Annotated in this window: 11 protein-coding genes and 1 tRNA gene; 1 reads left to right on the top strand and 11 read right to left on the bottom strand. The window is 69.2% G+C overall.

Annotated features, from left to right (window positions below):
• Window positions 1-41: 41 nt before the first annotated feature.
• The 11 genes from ACF1G2_RS23170 to dnaA all read right to left on the bottom strand — a co-directional run bounded on the left by ACF1G2_RS23170 (window position 42) and on the right by dnaA (window position 14615).
• On the bottom strand, window positions 42-1430 hold the full coding sequence (locus tag ACF1G2_RS23170; protein WP_391800060.1) for a hypothetical protein: 1389 nt from the start codon (window positions 1428-1430) through the stop codon (window positions 42-44).
• Between the two features lie 318 nt (window positions 1431-1748).
• Complete coding sequence (locus tag ACF1G2_RS23165) at window positions 1749-1883, bottom strand: DLW-39 family protein (RefSeq protein ID WP_003958712.1); 135 nt, start codon at window positions 1881-1883, stop codon at window positions 1749-1751.
• Between the two features lie 144 nt (window positions 1884-2027).
• Window positions 2028-2101: transfer RNA gene (locus tag ACF1G2_RS23160), tRNA-Ile, on the bottom strand.
• A gap of 96 nt (window positions 2102-2197) precedes the next feature.
• On the bottom strand, window positions 2198-2863 hold the full coding sequence (locus tag ACF1G2_RS23155; protein ID WP_391800059.1) for a DUF3566 domain-containing protein: 666 nt from the start codon (window positions 2861-2863) through the stop codon (window positions 2198-2200).
• A 3-nt stretch (window positions 2864-2866) separates the two neighbouring features.
• Window positions 2867-5473, bottom strand: a complete 2607-nt coding sequence (gyrA, locus tag ACF1G2_RS23150) for a DNA gyrase subunit A (protein WP_391800058.1) — start codon at window positions 5471-5473, stop codon at window positions 2867-2869.
• A 41-nt stretch (window positions 5474-5514) separates the two neighbouring features.
• Entirely contained in the window at window positions 5515-7563 is a 2049-nt protein-coding gene (gene gyrB / locus ACF1G2_RS23145; RefSeq protein WP_391800057.1) for a DNA topoisomerase (ATP-hydrolyzing) subunit B, read from the bottom strand.
• 496 nt (window positions 7564-8059) lie between these two features.
• Entirely contained in the window at window positions 8060-8611 is a 552-nt protein-coding gene (locus ACF1G2_RS23140; protein WP_391800056.1) for a DUF721 domain-containing protein, read from the bottom strand.
• Between the two features lie 61 nt (window positions 8612-8672).
• Window positions 8673-9794: a DNA replication/repair protein RecF gene (gene recF / locus ACF1G2_RS23135; RefSeq protein WP_391800055.1), complete on the bottom strand. Its 1122-nt coding sequence runs from the start codon at window positions 9792-9794 to the stop codon at window positions 8673-8675.
• Window positions 9795-9850: 56 nt separating this feature from the next.
• Window positions 9851-10729, bottom strand: a complete 879-nt coding sequence (gnd, locus tag ACF1G2_RS23130; RefSeq protein ID WP_383224318.1) for a phosphogluconate dehydrogenase (NAD(+)-dependent, decarboxylating) — start codon at window positions 10727-10729, stop codon at window positions 9851-9853.
• 109 nt (window positions 10730-10838) lie between these two features.
• The gene (gene dnaN, locus ACF1G2_RS23125) at window positions 10839-11969 is read right to left on the bottom strand and encodes a DNA polymerase III subunit beta (RefSeq protein ID WP_383166701.1); all 1131 of its coding nucleotides are present in this window, start codon (window positions 11967-11969) and stop codon (window positions 10839-10841) included.
• Between the two features lie 828 nt (window positions 11970-12797).
• Complete coding sequence (gene dnaA / locus ACF1G2_RS23120) at window positions 12798-14615, bottom strand: chromosomal replication initiator protein DnaA (RefSeq protein ID WP_391800054.1); 1818 nt, start codon at window positions 14613-14615, stop codon at window positions 12798-12800.
• A 384-nt stretch (window positions 14616-14999) separates the two neighbouring features.
• Here dnaA and rpmH point away from each other — a divergent pair, with 384 nt between their 5' ends.
• Complete coding sequence (gene rpmH / locus ACF1G2_RS23115) at window positions 15000-15137, top strand: 50S ribosomal protein L34 (protein ID WP_060891143.1); 138 nt, start codon at window positions 15000-15002, stop codon at window positions 15135-15137.
• Window positions 15138-15153: the final 16 nt, after the last annotated feature.

The following is a 15153-nucleotide window of genomic DNA, read 5'->3' as shown; positions in this document are numbered from 1 at the left end:
CGTCACGGGGACGTGACGACCCCTACCAGACCCGCAGGGCCCTACCAGGCCGTCGGCGGGCCGAACTGCGGCGGACCACCCTGCGGACCGCCCGGACCGTCCGCACCGCCCAACGGACCGCCTCGCGCCGCGTCCCGGGCGGCCCTGCGCCGCGCGGCGAGCGTCCACACACCGAGCCCGGCGACGAGGACCGTTCCGGCGCCGATGCCTGCCGCCGCGACCAGGGCCATGCTGTCGCTCTTCTCCGCCTGCGGCCCGCTCGCGCCGCTGGCGGCCGCCTCCCTGTCGTCGGCGGTCACCTTGAACGGCCCGGAGTCCCCGTCGTACGCGGGACCCGCCTTCGCCGTGCCGGTGACGCTCACCCGCAGGGACAGCGGCACCGGCTTGTCCCCGTAGGCCTTGGCGACCTCCGGACTCAGCGTCGCCGACAGGTAGTACCAGCCCGCGAACCGCAGGGCGTTGGTGTAGCTGTTGGAGGACCAGCGGTTCTCGAAGGCGACCGGCCGGTGCGGGTCGAGGGCCAGCGTCGCCGGCTTGCCGTCGTAGCTGACCGTGTCCTGGTCGACGTGGCCGCGCGCCGGGTTGTCGAGCGAGAGCACCAGCGCGTTGCCGATGAACTCGGTGGCGCCGGTGGCGCTGCTGCCCAGCTCGGCGGTGGCGAAGATCTGCTGCCCCCAGTCGACGGGCACCCGGTAGAACAGCGTCTCCCCGGGCTTGATGTCCGCGCGCCACTCGCCCTGCTTCAGCGAGACGGCGTCGTGGAACCCCGCGCCGCCCTGCCGCTTCTGCGGGCCGCCGGCGGGCGGCGGGGGCGAGGCGGAGGGCCAGTTCTCGGGCAGCTCCGTGGGGCCGGTCTGCTTCACGCCGGGCTCGGTGACGTAGCGGATCTCCAGCTCCCAGTCGTCGGGCGTGGAGACGGCCTTCGAGGTCCGCTCGACCAGCACGTAGTAGGCACCGGCCTGCTGGCAGGTGGAGCTGTCGGCCTCGATCGTGCGGTGGGCGTAGGCGGTGATGGGCCGGGTGAACGCGGCGGATTCGAAGGAGGAGTCCTGGTAGCCGCACTGCGCCGCGGAGCCGTCCTGGAGGCTGACCTTGATGCCGTCGCCGTACTCCGCCTTGCCGCCGGCCTTCGGCACGGCGACCACCGACACATACGCGTTCTGCTTGGCGTCGAGGTCGACCCGGTAGTAGAGCCGGCCGTCCTTCTTGATGCTGTCCCGGTAGCTCTGGCCGGCCTTCAACTGCCGGGCGTCCAGGCTGGTGGCCGCGCCCTTGATCGGTGTGGCCCCGCCGTCGAAGCCGTACGAGCCCCCGTCGGCGGCCCCCGCCGTCCCCGGCAGCGCCGCCGCCGTGAGCACCGCCGTCGCGACGAGCGTCCCGGCCGTCCGCCTCGCCCCCCGTCGCGTCGTCTCCACGCGCTGCGTCCTCACGCGCCTCTCCTCGTGTCCGTCGCTGTCCCGCCCCGTACCCGCCTCACGAGAACACCGCCCCCGCGATCAGTACGACGGCCCCGCCGCCCGCGAGATTGGCCCCGGTGACGGTCCATCCTGCCCCGCCCGTCCCTCCGCTGTCTGCGCGTACCGAGGTTCGCCCCGCTTGGCCCGCCTTTCCCCACGGGCGCCGCACATTTTGCTCTAGCAACGTAATGATTTGCTGGCGTGAACTCAAGAGGGCGGGCGGCCCTGGAACAGCACGAAGCCCCGGCCGCGCGAACGCGGCCGGGGCTTCGCCCTCAGACTGTCTGCGACTCAGACACCCGAACCTGCGGGCACGGAGTCGGTCGCCTCCGTCCACAGATCCTGCTCGGCGCGATCCGCCTGGATCTGGCGGTACACGAGGAGCCCGCCGATGGCGGCCAGTGCGACCAGGAGAAGCTTCTTCACCGCGCGACCTCGTCTTTCGTTGACGTAGGAGACTTCTGACGCCCACTCTACACACCGACCGATACCGATCGGTGACCTAGGCGGGGCCGGTCGTGCGAAAAGCAATCGGCCCGAACGGGTGAACCGTTCGGGCCGATCTGTCTGTGGGGCTAACAGGATTTGAACCTGTGGCCTCATCCTTATCAGGGATGCGCTCTAACCAACTGAGCTATAGCCCCGCCGCGCTCTGCGGTGTGTGTCCCGCGCGCTGACTCCTGAAGATTAGCGCACGTGGGGGCCAGTCCCAAAATCGGTTCCGGAAGGCCCCCCGCGCCTCACTCGTCCTCGGCCAGCGTCAGCTCCACACCGCCCACGAAACCGGCCGACAGGTTGTAGATGAACGCGCCCAGCGTCGCCAGCGCGGTCATCAGGACCACGTCGATCACGGCGATCACCGAGGTGAACATCAGCACCCGCGGCAGGGAAAGGAACGACTGCAGATCGAAGCCGTTGGACTCGTTCGAGCCCGTCGCCTCGCTGATCGTGCCGCCGACGGTCGAGAAGACGCCCATGGCGTCCATGACCATCCACAGCACCGAGGCCGCCACGACCGTGCAGACGCCCAGCGCGATGGAGAGCAGGAAGCTCACCTTCATCACCGACCACGGATCGGCCTTGGCCACCCGCAGCCGCGCCTTGCGCGTACGGGGCGTGGTGCGGGCCCCCGTACGCGGGCGGCGCACCGCGCCGGTGTTCTGACCGCCGGCGGCCGGCGCCTGAGCGCCGTACGCCTGCGGCGGGTGGTACGGCCCGCTCTGCTGCTGCGCGCCGGCGCGATCGCCCGGCAGCGGCCCGTTGTACGTCTCGTACGAGGGCCCCTGCCCTCGGGTGTCCGTCACCGCAACCCCCTGGGAGTCCGTGGCGGAGCCACGGGCACCGTTCGCTCCGGCACCAGCAGAAGCTCCGGCAGCCGCCGAACCTGCGCCCGTGGCTCCACTCACGCTCTACTCCTCGTGCTCCCCGGCCGAGGGCTCGGTGCCCTCGGCTGCCTCGACCGCGGTCGCGGCCTCGACGCCTTCGCCGATCTCGGCGCCGGCCGCTTCGACCTCTTCGGCCTCGCTGCCCGCCTCGGCGTTCCGCGCGATGCCCACGACGGCATCCCGCTTCCCCAGGTTGATCAGCTGGACGCCCATGGTGTCACGGCCGGTCTCCCTGACTTCGTTGACTCGCGTGCGAATCACACCGCCGGACAGCGTGATGGCGAGGATCTCATCCGTCTCCTCGACCACCAGCGCGCCCACGAGCGAACCACGGTCCTCCACGATCTTGGCGGCCTTGATACCGAGGCCACCGCGACCCTGGACGCGGTACTCGTCGACGTTGGTCCGCTTCGCGTACCCACCGTCGGTGGCGGTGAAGACGAACGTACCGGGCCGGACGACATTCATCGAGAGCAGTTCGTCGCCCTCGCGGAAACTCATCCCCTTGACACCCGACGTGGCGCGTCCCATGGGACGCAGCGCGTCGTCCGTCGCGGTGAACCGGATCGACTGCGCCTTCCTGCTGATGAGCAGCAGATCGTCCTCCGCCGAGACCAGCTCGGCGCCGATCAGCTCGTCGTCGCTGCCGTCCTCCGCCTCGCGGAGGTTGATCGCGATGACACCGCCCGAACGCGGCGAGTCGTAGTCCTTCAGCGCGGTCTTCTTCACCAGACCGGCCTTCGTGGCGAGCACCAGGTACGGCGCGGCCTCGTAGTCGCGGATCGCCAGGATCTCGGCGATCTGCTCGTCCGGCTGGAAGGCCAGCAGGTTGGCGACGTGCTGGCCGCGGGCGTCCCGGCCAGCGTCCGGAAGCTCGTACGCCTTCGCGCGGTAGACCCGGCCCTTGTTGGTGAAGAACAGCAGCCAGTGGTGGGTGGTGGAGACGAAGAAGTGGTCGACGATGTCGTCCTGCTTCAGCTTCGTCCCGCGCACGCCCTTGCCACCGCGCTTCTGCGAGCGGTAGTCCTCGGTCTTCGTCCGCTTCACATAGCCGCCACGCGTGATGGTGACGACGATGTCCTCCTCGGCGATCAGGTCCTCGATGGACATGTCACCGTCGAAGGGCACCAGCTTGGAGCGGCGGTCGTCGCCGAACTTCTCGACGATCAGCGCCAGCTCCTCGCTGACGATCTGCCGCTGACGCTCCTCGGAGGCGAGGATCGCGTTGTACTCGTTGATCTTCGCCTGCAGCTCGTCGTGCTCGGCGACGATCTTCTGGCGCTCCAGGGCGGCGAGCCGGCGCAGCTGCATCTCGAGGATGGCGTTGGCCTGGATCTCGTCGATCTGCAGCAGACCCATCAGGCCCTCGCGCGCGACCTCGACCGTGTCGCTGCGCCGGATGAGCGCGATGACCTCGTCGATCGCGTCCAGCGCCTTGAGCAGACCGCGCAGGATGTGGGCGCGCTCCTCGGCCTTGCGCAGCCGGAAGCGGGTCCGGCGCACGATGACCTCGATCTGGTGGGTCACCCAGTGGCGGATGAACGCGTCCAGAGAGAGCGTGCGCGGCACGCCGTCGACGAGCGCCAGCATGTTCGCGCCGAAGTTCGTCTGCAGATCGGTGTGCTTGTACAGGTTGTTGAGGACGACCTTGGCGACGGCGTCGCGCTTGAGCACGATGACGAGGCGCTGGCCGGTACGGGACGAGGTCTCGTCGCGGACGTCGGCGATGCCGCCGATCTTGCCGTCCTTCACCAGGTCGGCGATCTTCTGCGCGAGGTTGTCCGGGTTGGTCTGGTACGGAAGCTCCGTGACCACCAGGCACTGGCGGTTCTGGATCTCCTCGACCTCGACGACCGCGCGCATCGTGATGGAGCCGCGACCGGTGCGGTACGCCTCCTCGATGCCCTTGCGGCCCACGACCAGCGCACCGGTCGGGAAGTCCGGGCCCTTGATCCGCTCGATGAGCGCGTCGAGCAGCTCCTCGTGCGTGGCCTCGGGGTGCTCCAGCGCCCACTGGGCACCGGCCGCGACCTCGCGCAGGTTGTGCGGCGGGATGTTGGTCGCCATACCGACCGCGATACCGGCCGAGCCGTTGACCAGCAGGTTCGGGAACCGCGCCGGCAGGACCGTCGGCTCCTGGTTACGGCCGTCGTAGTTGTCCTGGAAGTCGACGGTCTCCTCGTCGATGTCCCGGAGCATCTCCATCGACAGCGGCATCATCTTGCACTCGGTGTACCGCATGGCTGCGGCCGGGTCGTTGCCCGGGGAACCGAAGTTGCCGTTGGAGTCCACCAGCGGCATCCGCATCGACCAGGGCTGGGCGAGGCGGACGAGCGCGTCGTAGATGGAGGAGTCGCCGTGCGGGTGGTACGTACCCATGACGTCGCCGACGACGCGGGCGCACTTGTAGAAGCCCTTCTCGGGCCGGTAGCCGCCGTCGTACATCGCGTACAGCACACGACGGTGGACGGGCTTGAGGCCGTCACGGACGTCGGGCAGCGCACGCGACACGATGACGGACATCGCGTAGTCGAGGTACGAGCGCTGCATCTCGGTCTCGAGCCCGACGGGCTCGATCCGCAGCACCGGCTCTTCTTCTTCGGTGGTCACAGGGGGGTTCTCGTCGGCCATTGCTGGTCGTCAGTCCTTTCGTACGGTCAGCTGAGACCGACTCAGATGTCGAGGAAGCGAACGTCCTTGGCGTTGCGCTGGATGAACGAACGCCGGGCCTCGACGTCCTCACCCATCAGCACCGAGAACAGGTCGTCCGCCTGGGCCGCGTCGTCCAGCGTCACCTGGCCGAGGACACGGTGATCCACGTCCATCGTGGTGACACGCAGCTCCTCGGCGTTCATCTCGCCCAGACCCTTGAAGCGCTGGATCGAGTCTTCCTTGATCCGCTTGCCGTTCCGCTTGCCCAGCTCGACCAGCGCGTCGCGCTCACGGTCCGAGTACGCGTACTCGAAGTCGTCCCGGCCCCACTTGATCTTGTAGAGCGGCGGACGGGAGAGGTAGACGTGCCCGGCCTCGACCAGCGGACGCATGAAGCGGAAGAGGAAGGTCAGCAGCAGGGTGTTGATGTGCTGACCGTCGACGTCGGCGTCCGCCATCAGAATGATCTTGTGATAGCGGAGCTTCTCGATGTCGAAGTCCTCGTGGACTCCGGTGCCGAAGGCCGAGATCAGCGCCTGGACCTCGGTGTTCTGCAGGATCTTGTCGATCCGCGCCTTCTCGACGTTCAGGATCTTGCCGCGGATCGGCAGGATGGCCTGGTACATCGGGTTGCGGCCGGACTTGGCCGAGCCGCCGGCGGAGTCACCCTCGACGATGAAGATCTCGCACTTGGTGGGGTCGTTCGACTGGCAGTCGCTCAGCTTGCCCGGGAGGGACGCCGACTCCAGCAGGCCCTTGCGGCGGGTCAGGTCGCGCGCCTTGCGGGCCGCCACGCGCGCGGTGGCCGCCTGGATCGACTTGCGGATGATGTCCGCGGCCTCGACCGGATTGCGGTCGAACCAGTCGTTGAGGTGCTCGTGGACGATCTTCTGGACGAAGGTCTTGGCCTCCGTGTTGCCCAGCTTCGTCTTCGTCTGGCCCTCGAACTGCGGCTCGCCCAGCTTGACCGAGATGATCGCCGTCAGACCCTCGCGGATGTCCTCACCCGTGAGGTTGTCGTCCTTCTCGCGCAGCAGCTTCTTGTCCCGCGCGTAGCGGTTCACCAGACCGGTCAGCGCGGCCCGGAAGCCCTCCTCGTGCGTACCGCCCTCGTGCGTGTGGATCGTGTTCGCGAAGGAGTACACACCCTCGCTGTACTGCGAGTTCCACTGCATGGCGATCTCGACCGAGAGCGTGCGCTCCTTGTCCTCGGCCTCGACGTCGATGACGGTCGGGTGGATCAGCTCGCCCTTGCGCGAGTTGAGGTACTTCACGAAGTCGACGATGCCGCCCTCGTAGTGGTACTTCACCGTGCGCGCGGTGGGCTCGGCGGCCGCCTCGGCATCCGGGTCGTCGGCGCCGACGGTCGCCTTCGCGGACTCGCGCTCGTCGGTGAGGGCGATGGTGAGGCCCTTGTTGAGGAAGGCCATCTCCTGGAAGCGGCGCGAGAGCGTCTCGAAGGAGTACTCGACCGTCTCGAAGATGTCCGGGTCGGACCAGAACGTGACCGAGGTGCCGGTCTCGTCGGTCTCCTCGTGCTGCGCGAGGGGCGCGGTCGGGACGCCCATCTTGTAGTCCTGCGTCCAGCGGTGACCGTCGGTCTTGATCTCCACCGAGACCTTGGTGGAGAGGGCGTTGACGACGGAGACGCCGACGCCGTGCAGACCGCCGGAGACCGCGTAGCCGCCGCCGCCGAACTTGCCGCCCGCGTGGAGGACCGTCAGCACGACCTCGACGGCCGGCTTGCCCTCGGACGGGACGATGCCGACGGGGATACCCCGGCCGTTGTCGACGACGCGCACGCCGCCGTCGGCCAGGATCGTCACGTCGATGGTGTCCGCGTGGCCGGCCAGGGCCTCGTCGACGGAGTTGTCCACGACCTCCTGCACCATGTGGTGCAGACCGCGCTCACCGGTCGAGCCGATGTACATGCCGGGTCGCTTGCGGACCGCGTCCAGACCCTCGAGGACGGTGATCGCGCTGGCGTCGTACGACGCAGCGTTGGCGGACGGAATGTTCTCGTTGGGGTTGCCGGAATCGGCCACGAAGCGCCCTTTCTGGCACAGCACAGGCCGTTCTCCGGGCATACGGGAGCGGCTGCGTCGTTCGACTTGTTCCGCGGGGTGGCGGGATTGTCTACCAGTCTACCGGTAGCGCTGACACGAATGGGGGTTTGCCGGTACCTGAGTCCGCATGTGCCGCCCTGGGCGGGAGCGAGACGACTCCCCATATCCGGGGAGGGGCTCCAGAAGCCCCTGACGGCCACCCAGCGCTTCGGGACGTGACCGGTTGTGGGCAAGCGTTCCGCAGGGGGCGCATCCCGCTGTGGACAAACGTGCGGCGCCCACCTTCACCCGCTGTGGACAAGCCTTCCGCCGGGCTGGGCGGACCCCCTCGGACCGAGTCGGGGGGCTGGTGCGCAGACGGAGTCCGCGGGCTGGTGCGCACGGGACCGGCACCCTTTCGCGGGGCGGGCACCGCAGGGCCCCGCACCCCGCTGCGCCGCGCTGCCCAGCGCCGCGCTGCCCAGCGCCGCGCTGCGCCGACGCCCCGTTGTCCGACGCCCTAGCCGTACGTATCCCCCGGTCCCACCGACCCCGGCGCCCGCAGCGGTCCGTACCCCTTGCGCGGCGCTCCCGGCCCCAGGACCTTGATCACCCGCACCGTCCCGTGTCCCAAGTCCTCGTTCAGCCGCGCCACCAGCCGCGGCGCCAGCAGCCGCAGCTGCGTCGCCCACGCCGTCGAGTCGCACTGCACGGTGAGCACCCGCTCCTCGGGATCCTCGTCGTACTTCAGCGGCACGCAGTGCTTCGCCAGGTCCTCGCCCACGATCTGCGGCCAGCGCCCCATGACCCCGCCCACCGCCGCGGGCGTCTCCCAGCCGCGCTCGGTGATGAGCCGGTTGATCGCGGCGCCCAGGCCGATCGGGTCCCGCCCGTCGGCGTGCGCGCCCGAGCGCAGCCCGCCGCCTCGCCGCGCCTGCTTCTTCTGCTGGGCCGCCGCGCCCCGTGCCTTCGCCTGTTCCTTGGCGGCGCGCAGCGCCACCCGGGCGAGGTCCACGCCGGAGGGCTCGGGCGTCCTGGGGGCGGGGCCGCCCTGGCCGGCCTCGGAACTCATGTTCTCGCTCACAGCCTCACGCGCCTCACAGCCTTGACGCGCCGCACAGCCCGCACGCGCCTCACAGCCTCTCCACCGCCCCGTCCGCGACCCCGTACCGCGCCCCGGCGAGCACCCCCGGAACGTCGTCGTCCACCGCCGCCGTCACCAGCACCTGCTCGCCCGGCGCCACCAGCTCCGCGAGCCGCTCCCGGCGCCGGGCGTCCAGCTCGGCGAACACGTCGTCGAGGACGAGCACCGGCTCGTTGCCCTCCGCCCGCAGCAGGTCGTACGAGGCGAGCCGCAGCGCCAGCGCGTACGACCAGGACTCCCCGTGGCTCGCGTATCCCTTGGCCGGCAGGTCGCCCAGCTTGAGCACCAGCTCGTCGCGGTGCGGGCCGACGAGCGTCACACCCCGCTCGATCTCCTGCTTGCGCACCTCCGCAAGCGCGGCGATCAGCTGCTCGTACAGCTCTTCCCGGGTGTGCCCGGGGCCCGGCGCGGACGGCCGGTACTCCAGCAGGATCGGTCCTCCGCCGGGGGCCAGCTGCTCGTAGGCCTTGTCGGCCAGCGGCTGCAGCACGCCGATCAGATCCAGCCGCTGCGCAAGCAGCTCGGCGCCCGCCCTCGCCAGATGCTGGTCCCAGACATCGAGCGTCGAGAGGTCCATGCCGCGGCCTCCGTGCCGCCGGGCCATGGCCGCCGACTTCAGCAGCGTGTTGCGCTGCTTGAGGACCCGTTCGTAGTCGGAGCGCACGCCCGCCATGCGCGGCGCGCGCGCCGTGATCAGGTCGTCGAGAAAGCGCCGGCGCTCGCCGGGGTCGCCCTTGACCAGGGCCAGGTCCTCCGGAGCGAACAGCACGGTCCGTACGATCCCCAGCACGTCACGGGGTCTGACCTGCGAGGACCTGTTGATACGGGCACGGTTGGCACGGCCCGGGTTCAGTTCGAGCTCGACCAGCTGGGAGCGCTCGCCCTGGGTGACCGCGGCCCGGATGATCGCCCGCTCCGCCCCCATCCGTACGAGTGGGGCGTCCGAGGCGACGCGATGGCTGCCGAGGGTGGCGAGATAGCCGACGGCCTCGACCAGATTGGTCTTGCCCTGGCCGTTGGCGCCCACGAAAGCGGTGACGCCCGGGTCGAGCGGGACCTCGACCCGGGCGTAGGAGCGAAAGTCGGCCAGCGACAGATGCGTGACGTGCATGGTGTGCGCCGACCTTCCCCCGGCTGCTGTGCACCGGGAGGTACACAGCCTGTGGACTACTTCTTGGACTCGACCGCGTGGCCACCGAACTGGTTGCGCAGCGCGGCGATCATCTTCATCTGCGGGGAGTCGTCCTGACGCGAGGCGAACCGCGCGAACAGCGACGCGGTGATCGCCGGCAGCGGCACCGCGTTGTCGATGGCGGCCTCCACGGTCCAGCGGCCCTCGCCGGAGTCCTGTGCGTAACCCCGGAGCTGGTCGAGGTGCTCGTCCTCGTCCAGCGCGTTGACCGCCAGGTCGAGCAGCCAGGAACGGATGACCGTGCCCTCCTGCCAGGACCGGAAGACCTCGCGGACGTCGGTGACGGAGTCGACCTTCTCCAGGAGCTCCCAGCCCTCGGCGTACGCCTGCATCATCGCGTACTCGATGCCGTTGTGGACCATCTTCGCGAAGTGGCCCGCGCCGACCTTGCCGGCGTGGACGGAGCCGAACTCGCCCTCGGGCTTGAGCGCGTCGAAGACCGGCTGGACCCGCGCCACGTGCTCGGCGTCCCCGCCGTACATCAGCGCGTAGCCGTTCTCCAGGCCCCACACGCCGCCGGAGACACCGCAGTCGACGAAGCCGATGCCCTTGGCGGCGAGCTCCTCGGCGTGCTTCTCGTCGTCGGTCCAGCGGGAGTTCCCGCCGTCCACCACGATGTCGCCGGGGGAGAGCAGGTTCGCCAGCTCGTCGACGGTGGACTGGGTCGCGGCACCGGCCGGGACCATGACCCACACGACCCGCGGACCCTTCAACTTGCCCACAAGCTCTTCCAGGCTGTGGACGTCGGCGAGGTCCGGATTGCGGTCGTATCCGATGACGGTGTGGCCTGCGCGGCGGATGCGCTCACGCATGTTGCCGCCCATCTTGCCGAGACCGACGAGACCGAGCTCCATCAGAGATTCCTTAAGCGTCGTGTGCGGTGTACCCGGGTCCGAGCCTACGCCCGGACCCCTGTGCACACCTGTGGGGTCAGCCGCTCAGTCGACGGCCACCCGAGCACACTCAGCCGCTGAGACGCACCGGCATGATCAGGTACTTGTAGGCCTCGTCGGCCTCCGCGTCGACGGCCGGCTTGCCGCTCAGCAGCGCGGGCTTGGTCGACGTCGTGAAGGAGAGCTGGGCGACCGGGGAGTCGATCGCGCTCAGGCCGTCCAGCAGGAACGTCGGGTTGAAGGCGATCGAGATGTCGTCGCCGTCCAGCTGCGCGTCCACACGCTCCACAGCCTGTGCGTCGTCGCTGGAGCCGGCCTCCAGGATCAGCACGCCCTGCTCGAAGCTGAGCCGGACCGGGGTGTTGCGCTCGGCCACCAGGGCCACTCGCTTGACGGCCTCGACGAACGGCGCGGTCTCGATCACCGCGATCGAGTTGAACTCGGTGGGGAAGAGCGTCCGGTACTTCGGCAGGTCGCCTTCGAGCAGCCGGGTGGTGGTGCGGCGGCCGGCGCCCTCGAAGCCGATCAGGCCCTCGCCCTTGCCGGAGCCCGAGAGCGCGAGGGTGACCGTGTCACCGCTGGTGAGCGCCTTGGCGGTGTCCAGAAGGGTCTTGGCGGGCACCAGGGCGACCGCGGAGGCGTCGGGGGCCTCGGGCTTCCACAGGAACTCGCGGACCGCGAAGCGGTAGCGGTCGGTGGAGGCCAGGGTGACCGTGTCGCCCTCGATCTCGATGCGCACACCGGTGAGCACCGGCAGCGTGTCGTCACGGCCGGCGGCGATGGCGACCTGTGCGGCGGCGGAGGCGAAGACCTCGCCGGGCACGGTGCCGGTCGCGGTGGGCATCTCCGGCAGGGCCGGGTACTCCTCCACAGGCAGGGTGTGGAGGGTGAAGCGGGAGGAGCCGCAGACCACGGTCGCCCGTACACCGTCTGTGGAAATCTCCACGGGACGGTTGGGGAGGGCGCGGCAGATGTCGGCGAGCAGGCGGCCGGAGACCAGGACGGTGCCGTCCTCCTCGATCTCCGCCTCGACGGAGACACGGGCCGAGACCTCGTAGTCGAAGCTCGAGAAGCTCAGCGCGCCGTCCTCGGCCTTCAGCAGAAGGCCCGCGAGTACGGGCGCCGGCGGACGGGCCGGAAGGCTGCGGGCCACCCAGGCCACCGCCTCCGCGAGTACATCGCGCTCCACCCGGATCTTCACCGGAACCGCCTCCTGCTGTTGCTGGCTCTTCGTCGACTGCGGGAACCAGTCTGACGTACGCCGCCGACACTCGGTGCGGCTCGGGGTCAAGTCGCGACAAGAGGCCGGGGAGGCTCCGGCGCCGAGTTGTGCACAGGTCCCACTTCGAAGCGGATTCCGGGCTAACTCTAGGTGGGAGTAGTAGTAGGGCCTGTGGAAACCGTGGATAACGCTGTATGCGCAGGTCAACCCCGGTTTTTTGTCCACTGACCCTGTGGGTGGAACCGGTGGACAACAGGCGTTCTCTGTGGACACCCGAAAGTTCTGCACACCCGGTACACAGGCCACGGGGACTTCTCCCCAGCGCTGTCCCCAGCTTTACCCACGTTCCCCACAGCCCAACCGTCCCTCTCGGTGTGACCGCTTTCACTCGACGCGGTGACCCCGGGCGTTTCGTTGCCGAACAGTGGACAGGGGTGTGGAGAACCTGTGGGCAACGGAACCGTCCTTGTGGGTTGCCAGTGGACAACCAACGAGAGCCCCTGTGGACGAAAGATTCGTCCACAACCTGTGGATCAAGGTTGCCAACAAATCCACACCCCTCTGACCTGGGATCTTGACCCCCAGCCCGCCCGGCCTGTGGAGAGGATCCGGATAACTCCGGAGTCCCCACCCTGTGGACGGAAGATCATCCCGCAATCTGTGGAGAACGCGCCACCGCCACGGAGAAATCGAACAGCCCGGCCTGTGCACAGACGTGTGGACCACGCCGGAGACCCCCTCCGGGCATGCGAAAGGGCGCTCCGGGAGGTGTCCCGGAGCGCCCCTGGAAGGTGCGGAGCGGCTCTCTCAGCCGTTCTTGATGCGGTTGGTGAGCTCGGTGACCTGGTTGTAGATGGAGCGCCGCTCGGCCATCAGCGCGCGGATCTTGCGGTCCGCGTGCATCACGGTCGTGTGGTCGCGGCCTCCGAACTGGGCGCCGATCTTCGGCAGCGACAGATCGGTCAGCTCTCGGCACAGGTACATGGCGATCTGCCGGGCCGTCACCAGCACGCGGCTGCGGGAGGATCCGCAGAGGTCCTCCACCGTCAGACCGAAGTAGTCCGCCGTGGCCGCCATGATCGCCGGCGCGGTGATCTCCGGCGACGAGTCCTCGCCGCCGGGGATCAGGTCCTTGAGGACGATCTCGGTCAGCCCCAGGTCGACCGGCTGCCGGTTGAGGCTCGCGAAGGCCGTCACACGGATCAGCGCGCCCTCCAGCTCACGGATGTTCCGCGAGATGCGGGAGGCGATGAACTCCAGTACCTCCGGCGGGGCGTTGAGCTGCTCCTGCACCGCCTTCTTGCGGAGGATCGCGATGCGCGTCTCCAGCTCGGGCGGCTGCACATCGGTGGTCAGGCCCCACTCGAAGCGGTTGCGGAGCCGGTCCTCCAGGGTCATCAGCTGCTTGGGCGGCCGGTCCGAGGAGAGAACGATCTGCTTGTTCGCGTTGTGGAGCGTGTTGAAGGTGTGGAAGAACTCCTCCTGCGTCGACTCCTTGCTCGCGAGGAACTGGATGTCGTCGACCAGCAGGATGTCCACGTCGCGGTAGCGCTTGCGGAAGGTGTCGCCCTTGCCGTCGCGGATCGAGTTGATGAACTCGTTGGTGAACTCCTCGGAGCTCACGTACCGCACGCGCGTACCGGGGTACAGGCTGCGCGCGTAGTGACCGATCGCGTGGAGCAGGTGCGTCTTGCCGAGTCCCGACTCCCCGTAGATGAAGAGCGGGTTGTACGCCTTCGCCGGCGCTTCGGCCACCGCGACGGCGGCGGCGTGGGCGAACCGGTTCGACGAACCGATGACGAAGGTGTCGAAGAGGTACTTGGGGTTCAGACGCGCGTGCTGCTCGTTCGGTCCGCCGGATCCGGCACCCTGCCCGGAGGCCGCGCCGACGCTTCCGCCGCCGTGACCCGACACGGAGCCACCGTGTCCGCCGGGGCCGCCATGTCCGCCGTGTCCGCCGGGACCTCCCGGCCGCGGGCCGGTACCGGGGCGCGGCGCGTCGGGCAGCTCGGCCCGCTCCGGCCGCTGGGGCTGGTCGTAGGCGGACGGGCGCTCGTCGTAGCGGGGCTGCTGGGGCTGCTGGGGGCGCGGGCCGGTGTACGGGTCGCGTTCCTGGAAGGACCCGAGGCGCGGCTGCTGCCAGCCGAGGTCCTCCTGGCTGCGCGGCCAGGAGCCCGGCTCGGGGCGCTGCTGCTGGTAGTCCGGGTACGCGGGGCGCGCGGTGGGCAGGCCGTCGTCCGGCAGGGGCCGGTGACCGTAGCCGTCGTACTTCTCGTACGTCTCCGCCGGCGGCCGCTCGTCGTAGCGGGGCGGCTGCTGCTGGATCGGGGGTGCGAGCGGGGTCGGCTCTCCGACGGAGTCGTCGACGGTGATCGCGATCCGGATCGGGCGGCCGCACTCGTGGCTGAGGGTCTCGCTGATGAGCGGGGCGAGGCGTCCTTCGAGGACGCGCTTGCCCCATTCGTTCGGGACGGCGAGCAGTGCGGTGTCGGCCACGAGCGCGAGAGGCTGGCAGCGCTCGATCCACTGCTTGTCCTTGGGCTCGATGCCCTGCTGGCCTTCTCCGAGGAGTTGCTCGAGCACGCGTGGCCACACTGCGGCAAGATCGGCAGGTACGTCAGCCACAGGGCACGCTTCCTCGTTGGTCCCACGAACGTGTGGTTCTCGGGACGGTGGGTCGATGTCCGTCAGGACAGGTAAGGACAGAACGGAAAAAAGATTGAGAAGAGTCCAGCCACGGTAGTCGCGGCGGATGACCTGGTTCAAGTTGTTGTCCACAGCCTGTGCACAATGGACCCCGGCGATCGGTCGGTTTGACCGGATGGCGTAGCCGCGCGTACCGTAACCAGGTCGAGTTGTCGATGGCTGCTGCCGCCTGCCTCCGATGGGCAAAGATCACGGTCTGTGATCGTGAAGCGGTGCACTCGGGCGTATTGCGAGCTACTCGTGGGCGCACGGTGACAGCCAGGCGATGTCCCGCCATCTACGAATCATTTCTGGAGCCCCCGAGTGAGCAAGCGCACCTTCCAGCCGAACAACCGTCGTCGCGCGAAGACCCACGGCTTCCGCCTGCGCATGCGTACGCGTGCCGGTCGCGCCATCCTGGCGAACCGCCGTTCCAAGGGTCGCTCGAGCCTGTCCGCCTGATCCGCTTAAACAGGTC

The organism is Streptomyces sp. NPDC013457 (assembly GCF_043089925.1).
Lineage (GTDB): Bacteria > Actinomycetota > Actinomycetes > Streptomycetales > Streptomycetaceae > Streptomyces.
The sequence above is the reverse complement of the archived record's forward strand: the minus strand, read 5'-3'. Positions and strand labels throughout refer to the sequence as shown.